This is a genomic window from Pseudomonas sp. BMS12 (assembly GCF_001592875.1).
Classification (GTDB): domain Bacteria; phylum Pseudomonadota; class Gammaproteobacteria; order Pseudomonadales; family Pseudomonadaceae; genus Aquipseudomonas.
The window spans coordinates 227,302-244,945 of the sequence record NZ_LSOF01000005.1 but is presented as its reverse complement, the minus strand read 5'-3'; the positions used below and the strand labels follow the sequence as shown (position 1 = coordinate 244,945).

Sequence of the window (17,644 nt, the reverse complement as noted above, 5' to 3'; positions counted from 1 at the left end):
GGAGTCCTCATACGCGAAAAACATGTTTCAGGTAGCTGACGAAATTCTCGTCGCGGCACTGGGTCTTGCCCGGTGCATCGGAAATCTTGGCCACCGGCTGACCGTTGCAGGCCGTCATCTTGATGACGATGTTCATGGGTTCGACCCCGGGGATGTCGCAGGTCAGCTTGGTGCCGATGCCGAAGCTTACGTTGATCCGCTCGTGCAGTGCACGGTAGAGCTGCAGCGACCTTGCGAAATCCAGGCCGTCGGAGAACACCAGGGTCTTGCTGGCGGGGTCGATGCCGAGCTGTTCGTAGTGGGCGATGGCTTTCTCGGCCCATACCAGCGGGTCGCCGGAGTCGTGGCGCAGGCCATCGAACAGCTTGGCGAAGTACAGATCGAAATCGGCGAGGAAGGCATCCATGGTGATGCAGTCGGTCAGGGCGATGCCGAGCTGGCCACGGTACTCGCGTACCCAGCAGTCCAGTGCCGCACTCTGGCTGTCGATCAGCCGTGGGCCGAGCTGCTGGTGGGCCATCAGCCATTCGTGAGCCATGGTGCCGATGGGGCGCAGTTCCAGCTCGCGGGCCAGGTGTACGTTGCTGGTGCCGGCGAAACGACCGGGGAAGTCGCGCTTCATGATGCGCACCATTTCCTCCTGTACCCGGTAGGAGAAGCGCCGGCGGGTGCCGAAGTCGGCCACCTGGAAGCCGGCCAGCTCGGTGGCCGAGGCTTCGCTCTTGAGCCAGTCGAGTTTCTGGTACAGGCGCTCGCTGGCCTGTTCCAGCACGACTTCGCGGTAGCGATAGCGGTTGCGCACTTCGCTGATGATGGCCAGCAGCGGGATCTCGTAGAGGATCACATGCAGCCAGGGGCCACGCAGGCGAATGCACAGCTGGCCATCCTCGATGGCGGTGTGCACGTGCCGTGGGTTGAAACGGAACAGGCCGAGGAAGCGGATGAAGTCGGACTTCATGAACGGAATGCGTTCGAGGAAGGCCAGTTGATCGGCAGTGGCCTCCAGCTCTGCCAGACGCTCGATCTGGTAGCGGATCTCGGCCAGGTAGGGCGTCAGGTCCTCGCTGTTGCGGCAGCGAAACTCCCACTCCACCTCGGCATTGGGGTAGTTGTGCAGCACCGCCTGCATCATGGTCAGCTTGTAGAAGTCGGTATCGAGCAGGTTCTGCACGATGCGGTCGGCGAATACGCTTTCGCTCATCTCAGTTGTCTCCATCCATGTTCAATGCGGCATCCAGCTCATCCAGGCTGGCGTGCAGGGCGATGCCGGCGGCGCGCATCTCGGTGCAGGCGGCGTTTGCGGTGTTCTCGGCAATGGCGCGGCAGGCCGGCAGCAATACGTCGACCGCAAAACCGGCGCGGCGCAGCTGCAGGGCGGTGGTCTTGACGCAGTAATCGAGGGCCAGGCCGCCGACCAGCACGCGCTGCACGCCATTTTGCAGGAGAAATTCGATGGCGCCCGTGCTGCGCTTCTCGGCCAGGTCGTGGTAGCAGGCGCCGTAGGGGTGCAGGTCCGGCTCCACGCCTTTCCACACGAAGTAGTCGTAGTCCAGCGGCGCCGGCAGCTCGTCGAGCAGCTCGAAGCCGGGAGTGCCCGGCACGCAGTGGCTGACCCAGGAGAGGTCGGCGTTGGCCAGCGGCAGCGGCTGCAGCATCTCGGCGTGGCTCGGTGCCACCCAGGCGGCCCGCGGGCTGTGTGCGTCCTTGCTGCCCAGGCGCAGGCTGGCGCGCTCGGCCAGCTGATTGAGGGCAGGGGCGATGGTATCGCCGCCAGGTACCGGCAGCTCGTCCGGGCACAGGGGGGTAAAGCCCTTTTGCGCATCGATGTCGAAGCTGGCGATTTTCATCTTGGCATTCCTCGTTGCCGTGACGGTGGTTACATATTTCATCTGATGGAATAAGTTTGCAAGTGTTTTTCTCCGCCAGGGGTGAAACTCTGTGAGTTATTCGTCAAGATGAAATAAGTCTGTAACTGCAAGGAGAGGGCATGAGTGCTGCCGAAGTGCTGGCCGGGGTGGACATCGTGGCGCTGCGCCTGAGCGAGGAGGGCGTGCTGCAACTGCTGCTGATCCGCCGCGCTCAGGCGCCGTTCGCCGAGCAGTGGGCGCTGCCAGGTGTGTTGGTCAACGGTCGCTGTGTCGATGCCAGCCTGGATGCCGCCGCCGAGCGCGCGCTGCACGACAAGGCGCGTATCGCTCCGCAGCATCTGGAACAGGTGGCTACCGTCGGCAATATGGCGCGCGACCCGCGTGGCTGGTCGTTGTCGACCTTCTACCTGGCCCTGCTGGCGCCGGACACCGAGCTGCAGGGCGACGACCTGCGCTTCGTCGCCCTGGCCGAGGTACTGGACGGGCGCCTGGCGCTACCCTTCGACCATGCCCATCTGGTGGTTCAGGCCGCCGAACGCCTGGCCAGCAAGGCGGTGTACACCTCGCTGCCGCTGTACCTGCTGGCGCCGCGCTTCACCGTCACCGAGGCGCTGGCGGCCTTCCAGGCCAGCCTCGGCCAGGCCGTGCAGCACACCACCCTGCGCGGGCGTCTGGAGAAGATGAAGCAGCACGGCTGGGTGCTGGACACCGGCGCGAAGAACCAACCGAAGATGGGGCGCCCGCAGAATCTGCTGGAGCACCGGCCGCAGGGTGCGGGCGGGTTCATATTCGACCGTAGCGTCTTGTCATGATGCTGGCGTTTTGCTGGCCAATTCGCGCGTGAACTTAACCCGTCACTCAGCTAATCTGCGGGGAGTCGAATAAATCTGCCAGGAAGGCGCCACCAGCTTGCAGTTCGCCTTGCAGTACTGCGGAAGTCCATGCCATGAAGCTTCATCGTCTTGCCCTGGTTTTGGTTCTGGGCGGCCTCGGCAGTGTGTCTGCCGGAGCCGCAACCCTCGATATCGATCTGCGTGATGGCCAGGGCCAGCCGCTGGAAAATGCCGTGTTCAGCCTGCGTGGCGCCGGGCCTGCGCCGGCCGCCGCGCAAGGCGTGATGGACCAGCGCAACAAGCAATTCCTGCCACGTGTGCTCGCGGTGCGCACCGGCACCTCGGTGAAGTTCCCCAACAGCGACAACATTCGCCACCACGTCTATTCCTTCTCGCCGGCCAAGCGTTTCGAGCTGCGCCTGTACCAGGGCACGCCCAGCGAGCCGGTGCTGTTCGACAAACCGGGGCTGGTGGTGCTCGGCTGCAACATCCATGACTGGATGCTGGGCTACGTCTACGTCACCGACGACCCCTGGTTTGCCGTGAGCGACGAGCGGGGCCATGTGCGCCTGGAGCTGCCAGCCGGCACCTACCAGGTCAGCCTATGGCACCCGCAAGTCGCCGATATGCTGCCGGTGGCAGCGGGCAGCCTGCAGGTGCCGGAACAGGGGCTCGCTCGCCAATATCCGCTACAACTGGTGGGGGATGCCGCCCAGGCCCTGCCGACCCAGCCCGCTCCCAGCGCATTTGGCGAGGCCATCAGGAAAGCCGCCAGTGACGTTTACCCATAGTTTTCAGACACGCATCGCCGGGGTTCTGATCCTGCTGCTGCTGGTGGTAGTGGGTGCCCTGTATTTCGCGGTAAAGGGCGCTACCGGCGTCGCCGTGCAGAACCAGCTACGCGAAGAGCTGGGGGTCGGTGGCCGGGTGTTCGAGCAACTGGTCGAGGTGCGTGGTCGCCAGCTCAGCGATGCGGTGCAGGTATTGGCCGCCGATTTCGGCTTCAAGGACGCCGTGGCCAGCCGCGACCGCGACACCATTCGCTCGGCCCTGGCCAACCACGGGGCGCGCATCAATGCCAGCCTGGTGCTGCTGCTGGCGCTCGATGGCAGCCTGCAGGCCAGCACCGATCAGAGCATCGGCGCGGCGGCGGTGGCGCGCCTCTCTGGCCAGGTACGCGAGCAGGCCCAGCGTGGCGCTCAGGTATTTCTGCTGCCACTGGCCGGCGAGGTCTATCTGCTGGTGGAGGCTTCCGTCAGTGCTCCGCTACCGATTGCGCGGGTGGTCATGGGTTTTCGCATCGACGAGGCCTTCGCTCAGGAGTTGCGCGAGCTGACCCACCTGGAGCTGACCCTGGTCTCCATCGAGCATGGCAAGGCCGATGGCTGGGTCAGTACCTTGCCGCCGGCCCTGCATGCGCGCCTGCGCGAGGAAATCCTGGCGCAGCGCCAGGGTGGTACTGGCAGCCGCATGCTGGAAGCCGCGGGCCAGCGCTACCTGGGCGAATGGCTGACTCTGGCCAGCGGCAGTGACTTCCAGGTGCTGGCCTTGCTGCACAAATCCCTGGATCAGGCGGAGGAGGCCTTCGCGCCGCTCGATCGCGACATTCTGCTGATCGCCCTGGCGGCGTTCTTTGCGTCACTGTTGGGCGCGTTGCTGCTGGCGCGCAGCCTGGCGCAGCCGGTGCGTGAGCTGGCGCGGGTGGCGGGGCGCATCGGTCAGGGCGACTATGCGACCCAGGTCGAGCTGCAGCGCAAGGATGAGCTGGGCAGCCTGGCCAAGGCAGTCAATGCCATGCAGCAGGGTATCGCCGAGCGCGAGCGGCAACTGGCCCACAATGCACTGCACGACGGGCTCACCGGCCTGCCCAATCGCACCCTGGCGCTGGAACGCCTGGGCAGCGCGATCAGCGCTAAGCGGCCGACGGCGCTGCTGTACATCGGCGTGGGCAACTTCCGCAGCATTCTCGAGAGTTGCGGCGCCGATGGGCTCGATCTGGCCCTGCAACAGCTCAGCCGCCGCCTGCAGGCCACGCTGCGCCCCGGCGACAGCCTGGCCCGCCTGGTCGCCGACGAGATGCTGATGATGCTGGAGAACTGCGATAGCGACGCCGCCATCGCCGCCGCCGACCGCCTGCATCAGCTGCTGCTGGCGCCGATGCGAGTCGGTACGCTGGACCTGGTGCTCGATTGCAGCATCGGCATCGTCGCCTTTCCGGCCCATGGCAATCACCCCGACGAACTGCTGCGGCGCGCGGCCATCACCATGCAGGACGCCGCCCAGCAGCCCGGGCGCCTGCAGCTGTACCAGCAGGGCCGCGACGACGCCCATCTGCGCCAGGTCAACCTGGTGCGCGACTTGCGCCATGCGGCCGCCAATGGCGAGCTGCTGCTCTACTACCAGCCCAAGCTGGACATGCGCAGCCGCCAGGCGCATGGGGCCGAAGCTTTGCTGCGCTGGAATCACCCGCAGTACGGCATGGTCTCGCCGGGCGAGTTCATCCCCCTGGCCGAGCGCACCGGCAGCATCCAGCTGCTCACCGCCTGGGTGATCGAGGAGGCGCTGCGCCAGCTGCACCTATGGAACCAGCGCGGCCTGAAGTTGCAGGTGTCGCTGAATATCTCCGCCGAGGATCTGGTCAGCCTGGATCTGGACGAGCGCATCGCGACATTGCTGGAGGCCCACGAGGTGCCCGCCGAGCAGCTGGTGCTGGAAATCACCGAGAGCGCGGTGATGCAGGACCCGGCGCTGGCCCTGGAGGTGCTGCAGCGCTTGCGCCAGCGCGGCTTGCCCCTGTCGGTGGACGACTTCGGCACCGGTTATTCCTCGTTGGCCCAGCTCAAGCGCATGCCGGTGCAGGAGCTGAAGATCGACCAGGCCTTCATCCGTGAACTGGATGCGCACAGCGAGGACGCGGTGATCGTGCGCTCGACCATCGAAATGAGTCATGCCCTCGGGCTGCGGGTGGTCGCCGAGGGCATCGAGCAGCGTGCCACCCTCGAACTGTTGACGGCCTGGGGCTGCGACATCGCCCAGGGCTATCTGATTGGCAAGCCGCTGCCGGCAAACGCCTTCGAGCATTGGCTGCAGCAGTGGCAAGGCTCCCATCTGGCAAAGGTTCCCTGACCATGCGCAAACGTCTGTGCCTTGCTCTTCTCGCGCTGCTGCCCGGCCTGGCCGCTGCCGACCAAGGCCGCCTGCTGGCCACGGGCGGCGCGACCAGCATCGACGGCGCTGCCGGTGGCGGCATCGTGCCCTGGGCCGTGCTGTCCGGCTATGGCGAGCAGGGCGAGTGGGGCGCCACGGCTTTTCTCACCCGCGTCGAAACCGGCGATTACCGTCTCGATGTGGGTGGCGCGGCATTCTCCTACGACAACCGCATCGAGCTGTCCTACGCCCGCCAGCGCTTCGATCTGGGCACCCTGGCGCGTGACCTGAACCTGCCGGACAACAGCCTCAGTCAGGATATCTTCGGTCTCAAGCTGCGCCTGTTCGGCGACCTGATCTACGACCGCCTGCCCCAGGTGTCGCTGGGTATCGAACACAAACGGCAGAAGGACTTCCGGGTGCCGAGCCTGGTGGGCGCCGAGCGCGACGAGGACACGGAAGCCTACCTGGCCGCCAGTCGCCTGATTCTCGGCGGCGCCTTCGGCTACAACCTGCTGTTCAACGGCAACCTGCGCTACAGTCGGGCCAATGAGCAGGGCCTGCTCGGCTTCGGCGGCGACCGACGAGACCGGCATTCGGTGCTCAAGGAAGGCTCCGTCGCCGTGCTGTTCAACCCGCGCTGGGCGCTGGGCGTGGAATATCGCGAGAAACCGGACAACCTGAACTTCGCCGGCGAGAGCGACTGGGCCGATGTGTTCCTCGGCTACTTCCCCAACAAGCACCTGGCCGTGGTTCTGGCCTACGCCCGCCTGGGCGAGATCGCCGGGCTGGATAACCAGGACGGCGCCTACCTGTCCATCCAGGGGAGCTTCTGAGCATGCGCCATCTGTTGCCTGCCTTGCTGCTTCTGCTCAGCGCCTGCACCAGCCAGCCGCCGCAGGATGACAGCCTGTATCGGGGGCTGGGCGAGCGCGCCGGTATCACCCGCATCGTCGAGGGCACTTTGCTCAATGCCGTGCGCAACCCGCGCATTGCCCGGCACTTCGAGGACATCGACATGGAGCGCCTGCGCGACAAACTGGTCGAGCAAATCTGCGTCGAAGCGGGCGGGCCGTGCGAGTACACCGGTGACAGCATGGAAGAGAGCCACAAGGGCCAGCACCTGACCCGCAGTGACTTCAACGCTCTGGTCGAAGACCTGATCGACGCCATGGACGCCGAGGGTGTGCCCGTGCGCCAGCAGAACCGCCTGCTGGCGCGCCTGGCGCCGATGCGCGAGCAGATTATCGAGCGCTGATCGCCTCTGGGCGTTCACGGGAAAGTTCCCCGCTCCGGAGTTTTCTGCAAAAACTCCGGAGCTTTTCGCAAGAAGCCTTCATGCCTCTGTCACTAGAGTCCTGCATCCGCTCGGTGCAGGCTGCCGGCGCATTGCGTTTGCGCCGAATCCCTGCTGGGCTAAACAGAAAGAGTCAGCGCATGGCTGGCGGTAATCCTGGGCTGATCCTCGGCTCGGCCTGGAGCGGTGCTTGGCACCCCGTTGTCGTTCCCGGACTGGAGCGGCGTGATGTGGCGCCGGCAGCGGGCGTCAGTCTTCATAGCCTCGGTCGAACGGCCGGGGCCTTCCAGCGTCCGCCACGAGCGGGCGAGTTTGCCAACCCAGTCGCAGGTACCCCTGTGGCGCATAACAACAAACGAGAGGGCATCCTCCCATGACAGCCAGTACCCCCATGCTGATTACCTTCGTGGTGTATATCGCCGCGATGGTGCTGATCGGCCTTATCGCCTACCTGCGTACCAAGAACCTGTCCGACTACATCCTCGGTGGCCGCAGCCTCGGTAGCTTCGTTACCGCGCTGTCTGCCGGTGCCTCCGACATGAGCGGCTGGCTGCTGATGGGCCTGCCGGGCGCCATCTTCGTTTCCGGTATCTCCGAGAGCTGGATTGCCATCGGTCTGGTGGTGGGTGCCTACCTCAACTGGCTGTTCGTCGCCGGCCGTCTGCGCGTGCAGACCGAGCACAACGGCAACGCCCTGACCCTGCCTGATTACTTCACCAACCGTTTCGAGGACAACAGCCGCATCCTGCGCATCTTCTCGGCACTGGTGATCCTGGTGTTCTTCACCATCTACTGCGCCTCGGGCGTGGTGGCCGGTGCCCGCCTGTTCGAGAGCACCTTCGGCCTGAGCTACGGCACTGCCCTGTGGGCTGGTGCGGCAGCGACCATCGCCTACACCTTCATCGGTGGCTTCCTGGCAGTGAGCTGGACCGACACCGTGCAGGCCACCCTGATGCTCTTCGCCCTGATCCTCACCCCGGTATTCGTGCTGATCGGCACCGGCGGTTTCGATCCGGCCATGACCGCCATCGAGGCCGTCGACCCGAGCCACTTCGACATGCTCAAGGGTGCCACTTTCATCGGTGTCATCTCGCTGATGGCCTGGGGCCTGGGCTACTTTGGCCAGCCGCACATCCTGGCGCGCTTCATGGCTGCCGATTCGGTTAAATCCATTCCGGCCGCCCGTCGCATCTCCATGACCTGGATGATCGTCACCCTGGCCGGTGCCGTGGCCGTCGGCTTCTTCGGCATCGCCTACTTCTCCGCGCATCCTGACCTGGCCGGCCCGGTTGGCGAGAACCCGGAGCGTGTGTTCATCGAACTGTCGAAGATCCTGTTCAACCCCTGGATCGCCGGTGTCCTGCTGTCCGCCATCCTGGCCGCGGTGATGTCCACCCTCAGCTGCCAGTTGCTGGTGTGCTCCAGCGCCCTGACCGAAGACTTCTACAAGGCCTTCCTGCGCAAGGGCGCTTCGCAGATCGAACTGGTCTGGGTCGGTCGCGCCATGGTGCTGCTGGTAGCGCTGGTTGCCATTGCCCTGGCTGCCGATCCGAACAATCGCGTACTGGGCCTGGTGTCCTACGCCTGGGCTGGCTTCGGTGCCGCCTTCGGTCCGGTGGTGATCCTCTCCGTGCTGTGGAAGGGCATGACCCGCAACGGCGCCCTGGCCGGCATGATCGTCGGTGCCGTGACCGTGGTGGTGTGGAAGAACTGGATCGGCATGGGCCTGTACGAAATCATCCCGGGCTTCATCCTGGCGACCCTGGCCATTCTGGTGTTCAGCCGTATCGGCAATGGCCCGTCCAGCGCGATGAACAAGCGTTTCGACGAAGCCGAGCAGGAATACCAGGACGCACATATCTGAAACCCCACGCCTGGCGGGCCGGTCGTCCCGCCAGGCGTTCGGCCCCGCTGTTGCCATTCCCTCATCCGGTGGCAGCGGGGCATCACCCACGACCTTTAGTGCATTTGCGGCCCACGTCCTCCCGGCGATGGGCCGTTTTTTTGCCTGGACCCTTTGGCTCTCTCCGTGAATACACGGGTTCTGCTCCCGCCGCTGCGCCGTGTCGGCAGCGCCCAGGGCCGTGATATGCCCTAGAATGCCGTGCCTTCCTCTCCTGTCTCCGTACCTGCATGCATACCGCCGCCCTCGAACAGCTCCAGCACCACCTGACCGCTGCCCTAAGCATACCGCCCGCCGAAGCACGACGCCTGTTCCACGGCCGTGGCCGGCAGTGGCCGGGGCTGGAGCAGATCACCGCGGACTGGTTGCAGGACGTGCTGCTGGTCAGCCTGTTTCGCGAACCGCCGGCACCGCAGCTGGTCGCGTTGCACGCCCTGCTGCGGGCACTGGCCGAGTCACCGGCCTGGCGCGCCAGTGGCGGCAAACACCTGCTGCTGCAGCACCGCTACCGGCCTGACAGCGCCACCGAGTACCTGGTCGGCGAGCCTATCGACTCCGGGCAGATAGTCGAGAGTGGGCTGCGTTACCAGCTGGATTTCGGCCGTAAGCAGAACAGCGGCCTGTTTCTCGACATGCGTCTGGGCCGCGACTGGGTGCGTGAGCAGGCGGCCGGCAAGCGGGTGCTCAACCTGTTCGCCTACACCTGCGGCTTCTCCGTTGCCGCCATCGCCGGTGGCGCCACGCATGTGGTCAACCTGGACATGGCCCGTGCCGCGCTGAGCCGCGGCCGCGACAACCACCGTCTCAACGACCACGACCTGAGCCGCGTGGAGTTTCTCGGTCATGAGCTGTTCAAATCCTGGGGCCGGGTCAAGCGCGGCGGGCCCTACGATCTGGTGATCATCGACCCACCGAGTTTCCAGAAGGGCAGCTTCGTGCTGACCCAGGATTACGCCAAGGTGCTGCGTCGCTTGCCGGAACTGCTCAGCGAGCAGGGCACGGTACTGGCCTGCATCAACGACCCGGCCATTGGCCCGGCTTTTCTCATCGAGGAAATGGCCCGCGAGGCACCTGGCTTGCGTTTCGTCGAGCGCCTGCCGAATCCGCCGGAATTCGCCGATATCGATCCGGATGCCGGGCTCAAGGCGCTGGTATTTGCCGCTGGCTAGCCCGCCATTATCCCTGCAGACATATCCCTGGGGATAACCTGGGCGCATGTGGTTGAAACCGCGTGCAACTGCCGCCAGCGTTTCGGTGTGCTCCCGACCAGCCGGCTGAAGGTGCGGCTGAAGTGCGACTGATCAGCGAAGCCACATTCCAGGCTGATCGATGCGATGGGCAGTTTGCTGTCACGTAGCAGTTCCTGGGCTCGGCGCACCCGCAGGTCCTGTGCCCATTCCTGCGGCGACATGCCGGTAGCTTTCTTGAACGCCCTGGAGAAATGACTGCGTGACATCGCACATTGTCGGGCAACGTCGGCGATGAACAGGCGTGTGTTGAGACAGCACGCGAGGATTTCCTTGGCCTTGCGCTCCTGCCAGGGCGCCAGCGACAGGCGTTCTGCGCCAGCCAGAGGTTGCCGGTAGCGTTGCAGCAGGTGCTCGCAGAGCTGACGACCAGCTTGGGTTATCGGGTCGCGCTCGATGCTGTCCGCGGACAGCAAGGCATCCTGAAGGCTGACGATCAGGTGGTAGGTTTGGGTGTCTAGCGTGGCGTTAGCCGAAATGGCCGAGGCGTTCATGGCGGCTCTCCTTATCGAGTGCTACCGAGCGTGCGCCTTGAGCCGTACAGCAGTCCTTTGCAGATCCTGAAAAGTCCTGAAGGATTCAGTCCCGATGAACGGGCAGGGTGAAAAAGAACAGGCTCTCGTCTTGACGTCCTCGCGTTGTGCCGAGTACTCCGCCATGGGCCGAGATGATGGACGTGCAGATGGCCAGGCCCATGCCCATCCCGGATGTCTTGGTGCTGAAAAAGGCCTGGAAAATCTTGCCCAGCTTGTCTGCCGCTACGCCCGGGCCGCTGTCCTCGACGAGGATCAGCATGTCGCTACCTGCGGGTAGGGTTTGGATATGCAGATGGCGGATGCTGGGTGGCAGCGACTGCATGGCCTCCACGGCGTTGACGATCAGGTTGCGCAGGACCTGCTGCAACTGGATGGTGTCGCCCAGTACCAGTGCCGCCGGTGCCAGGTCCAGGCTAAGTGTCACGTGCTTGTCTCTCAGCTCGGTCCGGGTAATCTCGAGCACCTGTAGAATGATGTGCTCCAAGGCGACCGGCTTGCGCTGCAACGGCTTTCTGCGGGCCAGGGTGCGCATGGAGCGGACGATATCGGCGGCGCGTCGGCCCTCGTCGAGAATATCCTGAAGGCTCTCTACGGCATCTGCGATCGCCGGCTGAGGTCGATCCAGCCAGCGCAGGCTGGCTCCTGCGTTGGACAGGATCGACGCCAGCGGCTGATTGATCTCGTGAGCGATGGATGCGGCCAATTCACCGAGCATGGTGGCCTGTGAGGTGCGGTCCAGTTCGTTACGGGCACTGCGCAGGGCGACCTCGGCCTGGCGTCGCTCGCTGATGTCACAGACCACACCGATGAAGGCTTCGCCATCTGGTTCGCCGGCCAGCTCCAGGTGACGCGGCGAGCCGTCCAGAGCCACGGTCCGACACTCCAGTCGGAACGGCAGCAGGAGCTCGCAGGCCTCGTCGAGCACCCGTATGAAGCGCGCACGGTCATCGGCATGGATCAGCACGGCGGGGTCTTGCAGGTGACCACCGTCAGAAGGCACCGGCAGCCCCAGTTCGTCGATCAAGCGTGGCGACCAGAACGAAGGCTCCGTCTGGTGACGCCAGAGGAAAGTGCCATAGCGGTTCACGGCCTGACCGATGGCCATCAGCGCCTGGGTGCGCTGCAGAGTGCCCTCGCTATCCCTGCGCCGCTGGTTCTCCGCGAGCAGGTCGCTGTACAGCCGCGCCGTACTGAGGGAAATCGCCGCCTGGGCTGCGAGCAGTTCCATTACGTCGATCCTGGCCGGCTCGAAGGCGCCTTGGCTCAGGCAATTTTCCAGGTACAGCGCCCCGATCACTTCGTTCTGCATGAGCAGCGGCACGCACATCAGCGAGCCGTGCTCTACGCGCACCAGGTAGGCGTCCTCGCCGAAGCGTCTTAGCGCCTCTGCGCCTCCCATTACCAGCGGTTCGCGGCACCGCATTACTTGCCGCACCAGACTCAAGGGGGCTGCTGCACCTGCGGCGGGTGGCGGCTCCAGATGCACGTCGATGCCGCGACTGCCGGCCAGGCCTACGGCTGCCACACGCAGGCCATCGCCTTCGCTCAGCAGCAGTGCGGTGTAGGTGGCGCCCGCGTGCACGGCGGCGTTGGCTAGCAGCGTCTCGATCAAGGCGCTGGGCTCGATCTGTCGCGACAAAGCCTGGCAGGCGCGGGTGATGGAAAGCAGATCCAGTTGCTGGCCGCCGGTCAAGGCCTGTACCGGCGCCTGCGGCTCGCGCAGGTAGGCGTGTTCGTTCTCCAGCTGCTGAGCCAAGGTGTGTGCGCCCCAGCGCCGCCAGGCATCGCGGGCGTGGCGCAGATGCGTGCGGAAACCGACCTGCATGCCCAGCTCCTGGTGACCACGTGCAGCCAGTTCGTGGGCCAGGCCCTTGATGTGGACGGCGCCGCAGTGCTCAGCCTTGGCGATGGCTTCCTCGTAACGCTGCAGGGCTTCCAGGCTGCGACCTTCCAGGCGCAGCAGCTCGGCTTCGGCCAGCGCCAGGCGGTCGGTGAAATAGCGTGGATTCAACTCGGCCCACAGACGTAGGCGCTGCATTGGCTGGTCGAACGCCTGGGCGCGGCCGGTGGCGGTTTGCAGGGCCGCACGATTGAGTACGGTGAACAGGGCCAGGTCGATCAGATGGATATGCGCCGGTGCGGACCAGGTCAGGGCCCAAGCTTCATCCAGATGGCGGGCGGCCTTCTCGAAATCACCTTCGAGAAAGCGCAACAGGCCTTCGTACAGTTCCCACCAGAAGTGCAGTGGGCCCATCGTGCTGCACGCCACCCGTTCGGCCAGCTCGTCGTAAGGCAGTACGGGAATACTGTCGGCGCGGTCGCCGGCCAGGCGTCGGATATAGCGGGCCTGGGCGTGCAGGATGCTCTGGGCGTCGATGAATTCGAGGTTGCGCGCCATGGCCAGGCCGGCATCGATCTGTCGCAGCATGCGCTCGATGGGGGCGCCCAGCACCAGCAGGTCGGAGACGATGTGGTTGTTGGCGTAGCAGGCGAAGCTCGGCGAACCCTGCGCCAGGCTGGCGCGGAAGGCAGACTCGGCGCACTCCAGCGCGAATGGCAGTGGTCGGGTCCAGACGCTGACCTGGTCGAGGGCAACCAGCACCGCCGTACGACTGCCCGCGTGCTGTGGCTGTTCGGCCAGGCGCCTGGCGCAGGTGGCGAACTGGAAGCCTTGCTGATAGTGATCAAAACGATGTGCACAGGCGACTCCGAGCCAGGCCAGGGCCTGCACCGCCGGAGTGCTCATGCCGAACTCGAGACTGAGGGTGGCGATGCGGCAGGTGCTCAGTAACATCAGATCCGGCTGGATGAATGAACCCGGGATCATCACTGCGGCAAGCAGCTCGATGACCGCCTGCATATCCGGGTTGATGATCTCCGGAAGGCTGGCGAACACTTCCGGTGAGCGCTCGCCCATGGCCTGCTGCAGCTCCTGCCAGGACTGTTCGGCGTGGCCTTTGGGCGCATTCAGCGGCAGTACTACGCCCAGCTCGGCCAGCCCCTGTGTCGCTGTCTTCACGGCCCCAGCGTAATCGCCGCACAAGGAGCGGATCTCGCAGCGCTGACGATACAGTTCGGCACGTTGCAGTGGTGCGCTGGTGGTGTCGAGCAGGATTGCTGCATGCGCCTCGGCGGTTACGTAGTCGGCGCTGAGAATCAGTGCCTGGACCCTCAGTAGCGCGATCTCCCGCTGTACTCCGGCGTCGACGTCGCTGTTGGCGAGTCGTTGGGCCTGGCCGAGATGCTCCAGCGCGGTCGAGGCAGCCGCCGCAGTAATGGCCAGCCGTGCGGCGCGCATCAGCAGCGCGATGAAGGTGGCGCGCTGCCGTTCCTGCAATGGCGCATCGGCGGCGTGTAGTACTTGCGCGGCCACACGGTACACCGCGTCCGGTTCGGCATCGTCGGTCAGCAGGTGGAGCAGCGCGGAGGCGAACTCCACCGCCATGGTGTGGCGCAGGTGCTGGGGTATACGCGCCTTGGCCGTTTCCCAGATCTTGTCATGGGTGAACGAGAACCCCTCGTGATCTTCCGCCACCAGTCCGGCCTTCAGGGCCGGTCGCAGACGATTGAGTAGCTGCGCCGGTTGGCAATCGCATACCGCAGCCAGGTGCGTTATCGGCGTGTGGTTGCCGAGCAGGGCTAGTGCCCCAAGGGTGTCGCGGGTACAGGCCGGCAGACGTTCCAGGCGCAGTTGCATCAGCTCGGCGACGTCTTCGAGCTGCGCCGTGTCGCCCACGACCCATTCGGACTCCCGCAGCAAGGCTGCCAGTTGCGCGAGGTACAGGGGGTTGCCACTGCCACGTCGGCTTAACCGCTCGGCCAGTAGAGCCATCTCGTCGGCGGGCAGGTTCAGCTCTGCCGGCAGCAGGGTGGCGATATCGCGGGCCGCCAGCGGTGTCAGGACGACTTCCAGGGCGCGTGCGCCAAGGCTGCGGCAGCGTGTGAGCAGGGCATCCAGCTCCTGGCTCGGCGTTTCGTGGTTGCGGTAGGTGGCGATCAGCAGGAGCCGGTCAAAGTTTGATGATGGCAGTTCGATCAGGAAGGAATGGGTTTCCGGATCTATCCATTGCACGTCATCGAGGAGTAGCACCAGCGGCTGCTCGCGCCCCGCCAGGGAAGTCAGCAGATTGCTCAGCAGGCCATGAAAATGGCGGCGTGCCTCGCTGACCGGCGGGGCGTTGGCAGGGCTCGGGAGCGGGCCGGTTAGCCATTCCAGTTCTGGAATCAGACGCGCCAGCAAGCCGCCGTTGTGGCCGAGTGTTTCGCGCAGGTACACGCCCCAGCGCTGCGCTGCGCTCGGTGTATCCCCGGCCAGGCGGGTGAACAGCGAGGTCAGGGCAGCGCAGAGCGCGGCATAGGGCTGGCGGTGGCGGGACTGCTCGCACTTGGCATGGGCGAATAGCAGCGTATCGCCGGACTGCTCACGGCACAGTCGACGGACCAACGAGGTCTTGCCGATACCGGGTTCGCCGCCGATCAGCACGGTACCGCCCATGCCCTGCCGCAGGCGCGCGACAACGGCCTGCAGCGTGGCCAGTTCGGCATCACGACCAACTAGCGTGTCGTCGTCACCGGGCGTCAGCAGTGGCGATATGCGGCGGATCGTGCCGGTCTCGCGCCATTCATTCAGGCAACGGCGCAGCTCCGCTTCCAGTTGGTGGGCGGTTTCGGGACGCTGGCCGGGTTGCTTGGCCATTAGCCAGGAGAGCAGGTCATCCAGTACTGGCGGCAAGCCAGGGCGGTAGGCTCTCAGGCTCGGTACCGTGATGGCCACGTGCTGGTGCAGCCAGCGCACCGGATCGGTGGCACTGAAGGGGAGGCGGCCGGTGAGCAGTTGGAAGAAGGTCACGCCGAGAGCGTAGAGGTCGCCGCGGGGTGACAGCGTTTGTTCCGGTGGTAGATAGGCCAGCGAGCAGTCGGGGAGCGGTGGCACCTCATCCGGGTTGCCATGCGGTGGCATGGCGAAGGCGAACCCGGTCAAGCGCACACTGCCATCGGCGGCGAGGATCAGGTTCTCCGGGCGAATGTCGCGGTGTACCAGACCTTTACGATGTAGCTGCGCCAGCGCAGCGCTGGCAGCAATGGCCAGTTGCAGGAAGCGTTCGAGCGACACGGCCAGGGAGACAAAACTCGAAAGTGGCTTGCCTCCGTCGTCATCGAGCACCAGCAGTGGTCCCTCGGCGGTGCTCAGTCGGGCCAGGGCTGGTGCTGCCCAGTCTTCGGTAAGGCTCGCGCCCAGGGCGTACTCGCGATCCAGGCGGGTCAGCTCCCACAGGGAGGCGCGGGGGCTGGCGCGCATCACCAGCCAGCGGCGCCCGGCAAGGGCGTCGCTCACTTGCCAGCGGGAAAGCTCGCCGGCCTGGTCGAGGCACTGCCATTCGACGTGCTCGAGCCAGGTTTCGTCGAAACGCGGATTGCCGACGGCGGGCGCTGTAATGGCATTCATGGGCGCGCTTCCAGGCAGCTGGCGATGGTGTTCAGAAGCGTCTCAGCTTCACAGGGCTTGGCCAGAAAGCGCGCGCCCTGAGCGAGACAGGTAGCAATCTGCTGCTCATCAGTCTGGGCCGACAGGCAGATGACCGGGATTTCGGCATTGAGCGCTCGTACTACCTCGTCTCCCTGCAGGCCGGGCAGCTGCAAATCGAGCAGAACGCAGGCCGCTTTGCTCCGCCATGGAGAGGACAGAAAACCTTCTCCGGAGGCGAAGCCCACCGGCTGGTAGCCGGCGGAGCGCAGCAGATTGGTGAGACCCTTGCGGATCGAGGCTTCGTCGTCGATGACGCAAACGATCGGCATGGAGGGCCTACTGCTGAGTGGACGTGTTGACGGAGGGTTCAGGCCGGCTCGGCCTGCGGGTGAAAGTCCGGAAGCATGCCCAGGACTCGTCCCACCATCAGCAGGTCTACCAGGGTCCTGGCGCCCAGTTTTGTCATGATGTGCTTTTTGTGCACTTTCACCGTGACCTCCTGCAGGCCCAGGTCTGCCGCGATCTGTTTGTTCTGGTGGCCGCGTATCAGGCAGGCGAAGATCTGCCGTTCGCGCTCGGTCAGGCAGGCATAGCGGCTACACACCGAACGACACAGGGTGCTCTCGGCGTGGCGGGTGTGGGCACGTTCTATCGCCTCGCGCACGGCGCAGAGCAACTGGTCCTCGTTCACCGGCTTGGTGAGAAAGCCCAGGGCACCGGCTTTCATGGCGCGCACGGACATGTCGATGGTGCCGAAGCCGGTCATGAAAACGATGGGGAAGGGGGCTTGGCGTCGAGTCAGTTCGTCGAGCAGGTCGAAGCCGCTACCTTCGTTGAGGCGCACGTCCAACAACAGGCAGGCTGGACGCTCGACCACACACTCGGCAAGGAACGCGGCGGCCGAGGCATGACCGGTGGCGGCAATACCCATGGCGCGCAGCAGGCGCACCAGGGCCGCACAGACGGCAGGCTCGTCGTCCACCACATGGACATGGGCCAGAGACTTCCAAGTGTCATCGTCGTCCGGAGGCGATACGAGGGCGAGCGACGCCGCTTCGCTGCAGATATTGAGGCGGTAGCCGCGGCGCGGCACGGTTTCCAGTACGCGCTGATCGAGTTGAAGCACGCGGCGCAGGGTTGAGATCTGCACCTGCAGATTGTTCTCCTCGACCACGGTGTCGGGCCAGATGGCGTCGATCAGTTCGTCCTTGGTCACCAGGCGATTGGGGGCCGCCAGCAACATCTCCAGAACGGAGAATGCGCGGCTGCCGAGTCGAACCGGTTCGCCGTGCAGAAAGGCCTCTCGTCGCTCCATCGAGAGCCAAGCTTCGCCTAGCCGAATCATG

At 65.1% G+C, this 17,644-nt stretch carries 13 protein-coding genes; 7 read left to right on the top strand and 6 right to left on the bottom strand.

What is annotated here, in order from left to right:
• Positions 1–7: 7 nt before the first annotated feature.
• Positions 8–1,201 carry a nicotinate phosphoribosyltransferase gene (gene pncB, locus AYB31_RS04535; RefSeq protein ID WP_068826213.1) on the bottom strand — a complete coding sequence of 398 codons (1,194 nt, stop codon included), beginning with the start codon at positions 1,199–1,201 and terminating at the stop codon, positions 8–10.
• A gap of 1 nt (position 1,202) precedes the next feature.
• Entirely contained in the window at positions 1,203–1,889 is a 687-nt protein-coding gene (locus AYB31_RS04530; protein WP_442961791.1) for a nicotinamidase, read from the bottom strand.
• A 98-nt stretch (positions 1,890–1,987) separates the two neighbouring features.
• Between AYB31_RS04530 and AYB31_RS04525 the strand changes: the two genes are divergently transcribed.
• The 7 genes from AYB31_RS04525 (at position 1,988) to AYB31_RS04495 (ending at position 10,217) form a co-directional block, all read left to right on the top strand.
• Positions 1,988–2,680, top strand: coding sequence for an NUDIX hydrolase (locus AYB31_RS04525; protein ID WP_068826209.1), 693 nt, complete (start codon positions 1,988–1,990; stop codon positions 2,678–2,680).
• A gap of 134 nt (positions 2,681–2,814) precedes the next feature.
• Complete coding sequence (locus AYB31_RS04520; RefSeq protein ID WP_068826207.1) at positions 2,815–3,492, top strand: methylamine utilization protein; 678 nt, start codon at positions 2,815–2,817, stop codon at positions 3,490–3,492.
• On the top strand, positions 3,476–5,827 hold the full coding sequence (locus tag AYB31_RS04515; protein WP_068826205.1) for a putative bifunctional diguanylate cyclase/phosphodiesterase: 2,352 nt from the start codon (positions 3,476–3,478) through the stop codon (positions 5,825–5,827). Before AYB31_RS04520 ends, AYB31_RS04515 begins: the two co-directional genes overlap by 17 nt.
• Before the next feature lie 2 nt (positions 5,828–5,829).
• Positions 5,830–6,684, top strand: a complete 855-nt coding sequence (locus AYB31_RS04510; RefSeq protein WP_068826203.1) for a DUF3034 family protein — start codon at positions 5,830–5,832, stop codon at positions 6,682–6,684.
• 2 nt (positions 6,685–6,686) lie between these two features.
• Positions 6,687–7,106: a group I truncated hemoglobin gene (locus tag AYB31_RS04505; protein ID WP_068826201.1), complete on the top strand. Its 420-nt coding sequence runs from the start codon at positions 6,687–6,689 to the stop codon at positions 7,104–7,106.
• A gap of 412 nt (positions 7,107–7,518) precedes the next feature.
• On the top strand, positions 7,519–9,009 hold the full coding sequence (gene putP, locus AYB31_RS04500) for a sodium/proline symporter PutP (protein ID WP_068826199.1): 1,491 nt from the start codon (positions 7,519–7,521) through the stop codon (positions 9,007–9,009).
• Positions 9,010–9,278: 269 nt separating this feature from the next.
• Positions 9,279–10,217: a class I SAM-dependent methyltransferase gene (locus AYB31_RS04495; RefSeq protein WP_068826198.1), complete on the top strand. Its 939-nt coding sequence runs from the start codon at positions 9,279–9,281 to the stop codon at positions 10,215–10,217.
• On the opposite strand, the gene AYB31_RS04490 is transcribed toward AYB31_RS04495, so the two are convergent.
• The 4 genes from AYB31_RS04490 to AYB31_RS04475 form a co-directional block, all read right to left on the bottom strand.
• On the bottom strand, positions 10,214–10,789 hold the full coding sequence (locus AYB31_RS04490; RefSeq protein WP_068826195.1) for a helix-turn-helix transcriptional regulator: 576 nt from the start codon (positions 10,787–10,789) through the stop codon (positions 10,214–10,216). The genes AYB31_RS04495 and AYB31_RS04490 overlap by 4 nt on opposite strands.
• A gap of 85 nt (positions 10,790–10,874) precedes the next feature.
• On the bottom strand, positions 10,875–16,277 hold the full coding sequence (locus AYB31_RS04485) for an ATP-binding sensor histidine kinase (RefSeq protein WP_068826193.1): 5,403 nt from the start codon (positions 16,275–16,277) through the stop codon (positions 10,875–10,877).
• A complete protein-coding gene (locus AYB31_RS04480) occupies positions 16,274–16,627 on the bottom strand; it encodes a response regulator transcription factor (protein WP_068826191.1) in 354 nt (117 codons plus the stop codon). The genes AYB31_RS04485 and AYB31_RS04480 overlap by 4 nt, the downstream gene beginning before the upstream one ends.
• Before the next feature lie 38 nt (positions 16,628–16,665).
• Positions 16,666–17,643, bottom strand: coding sequence for a response regulator (locus tag AYB31_RS04475; RefSeq protein WP_068826190.1), 978 nt, complete (start codon positions 17,641–17,643; stop codon positions 16,666–16,668).
• Position 17,644 lies beyond the last annotated feature (1 nt).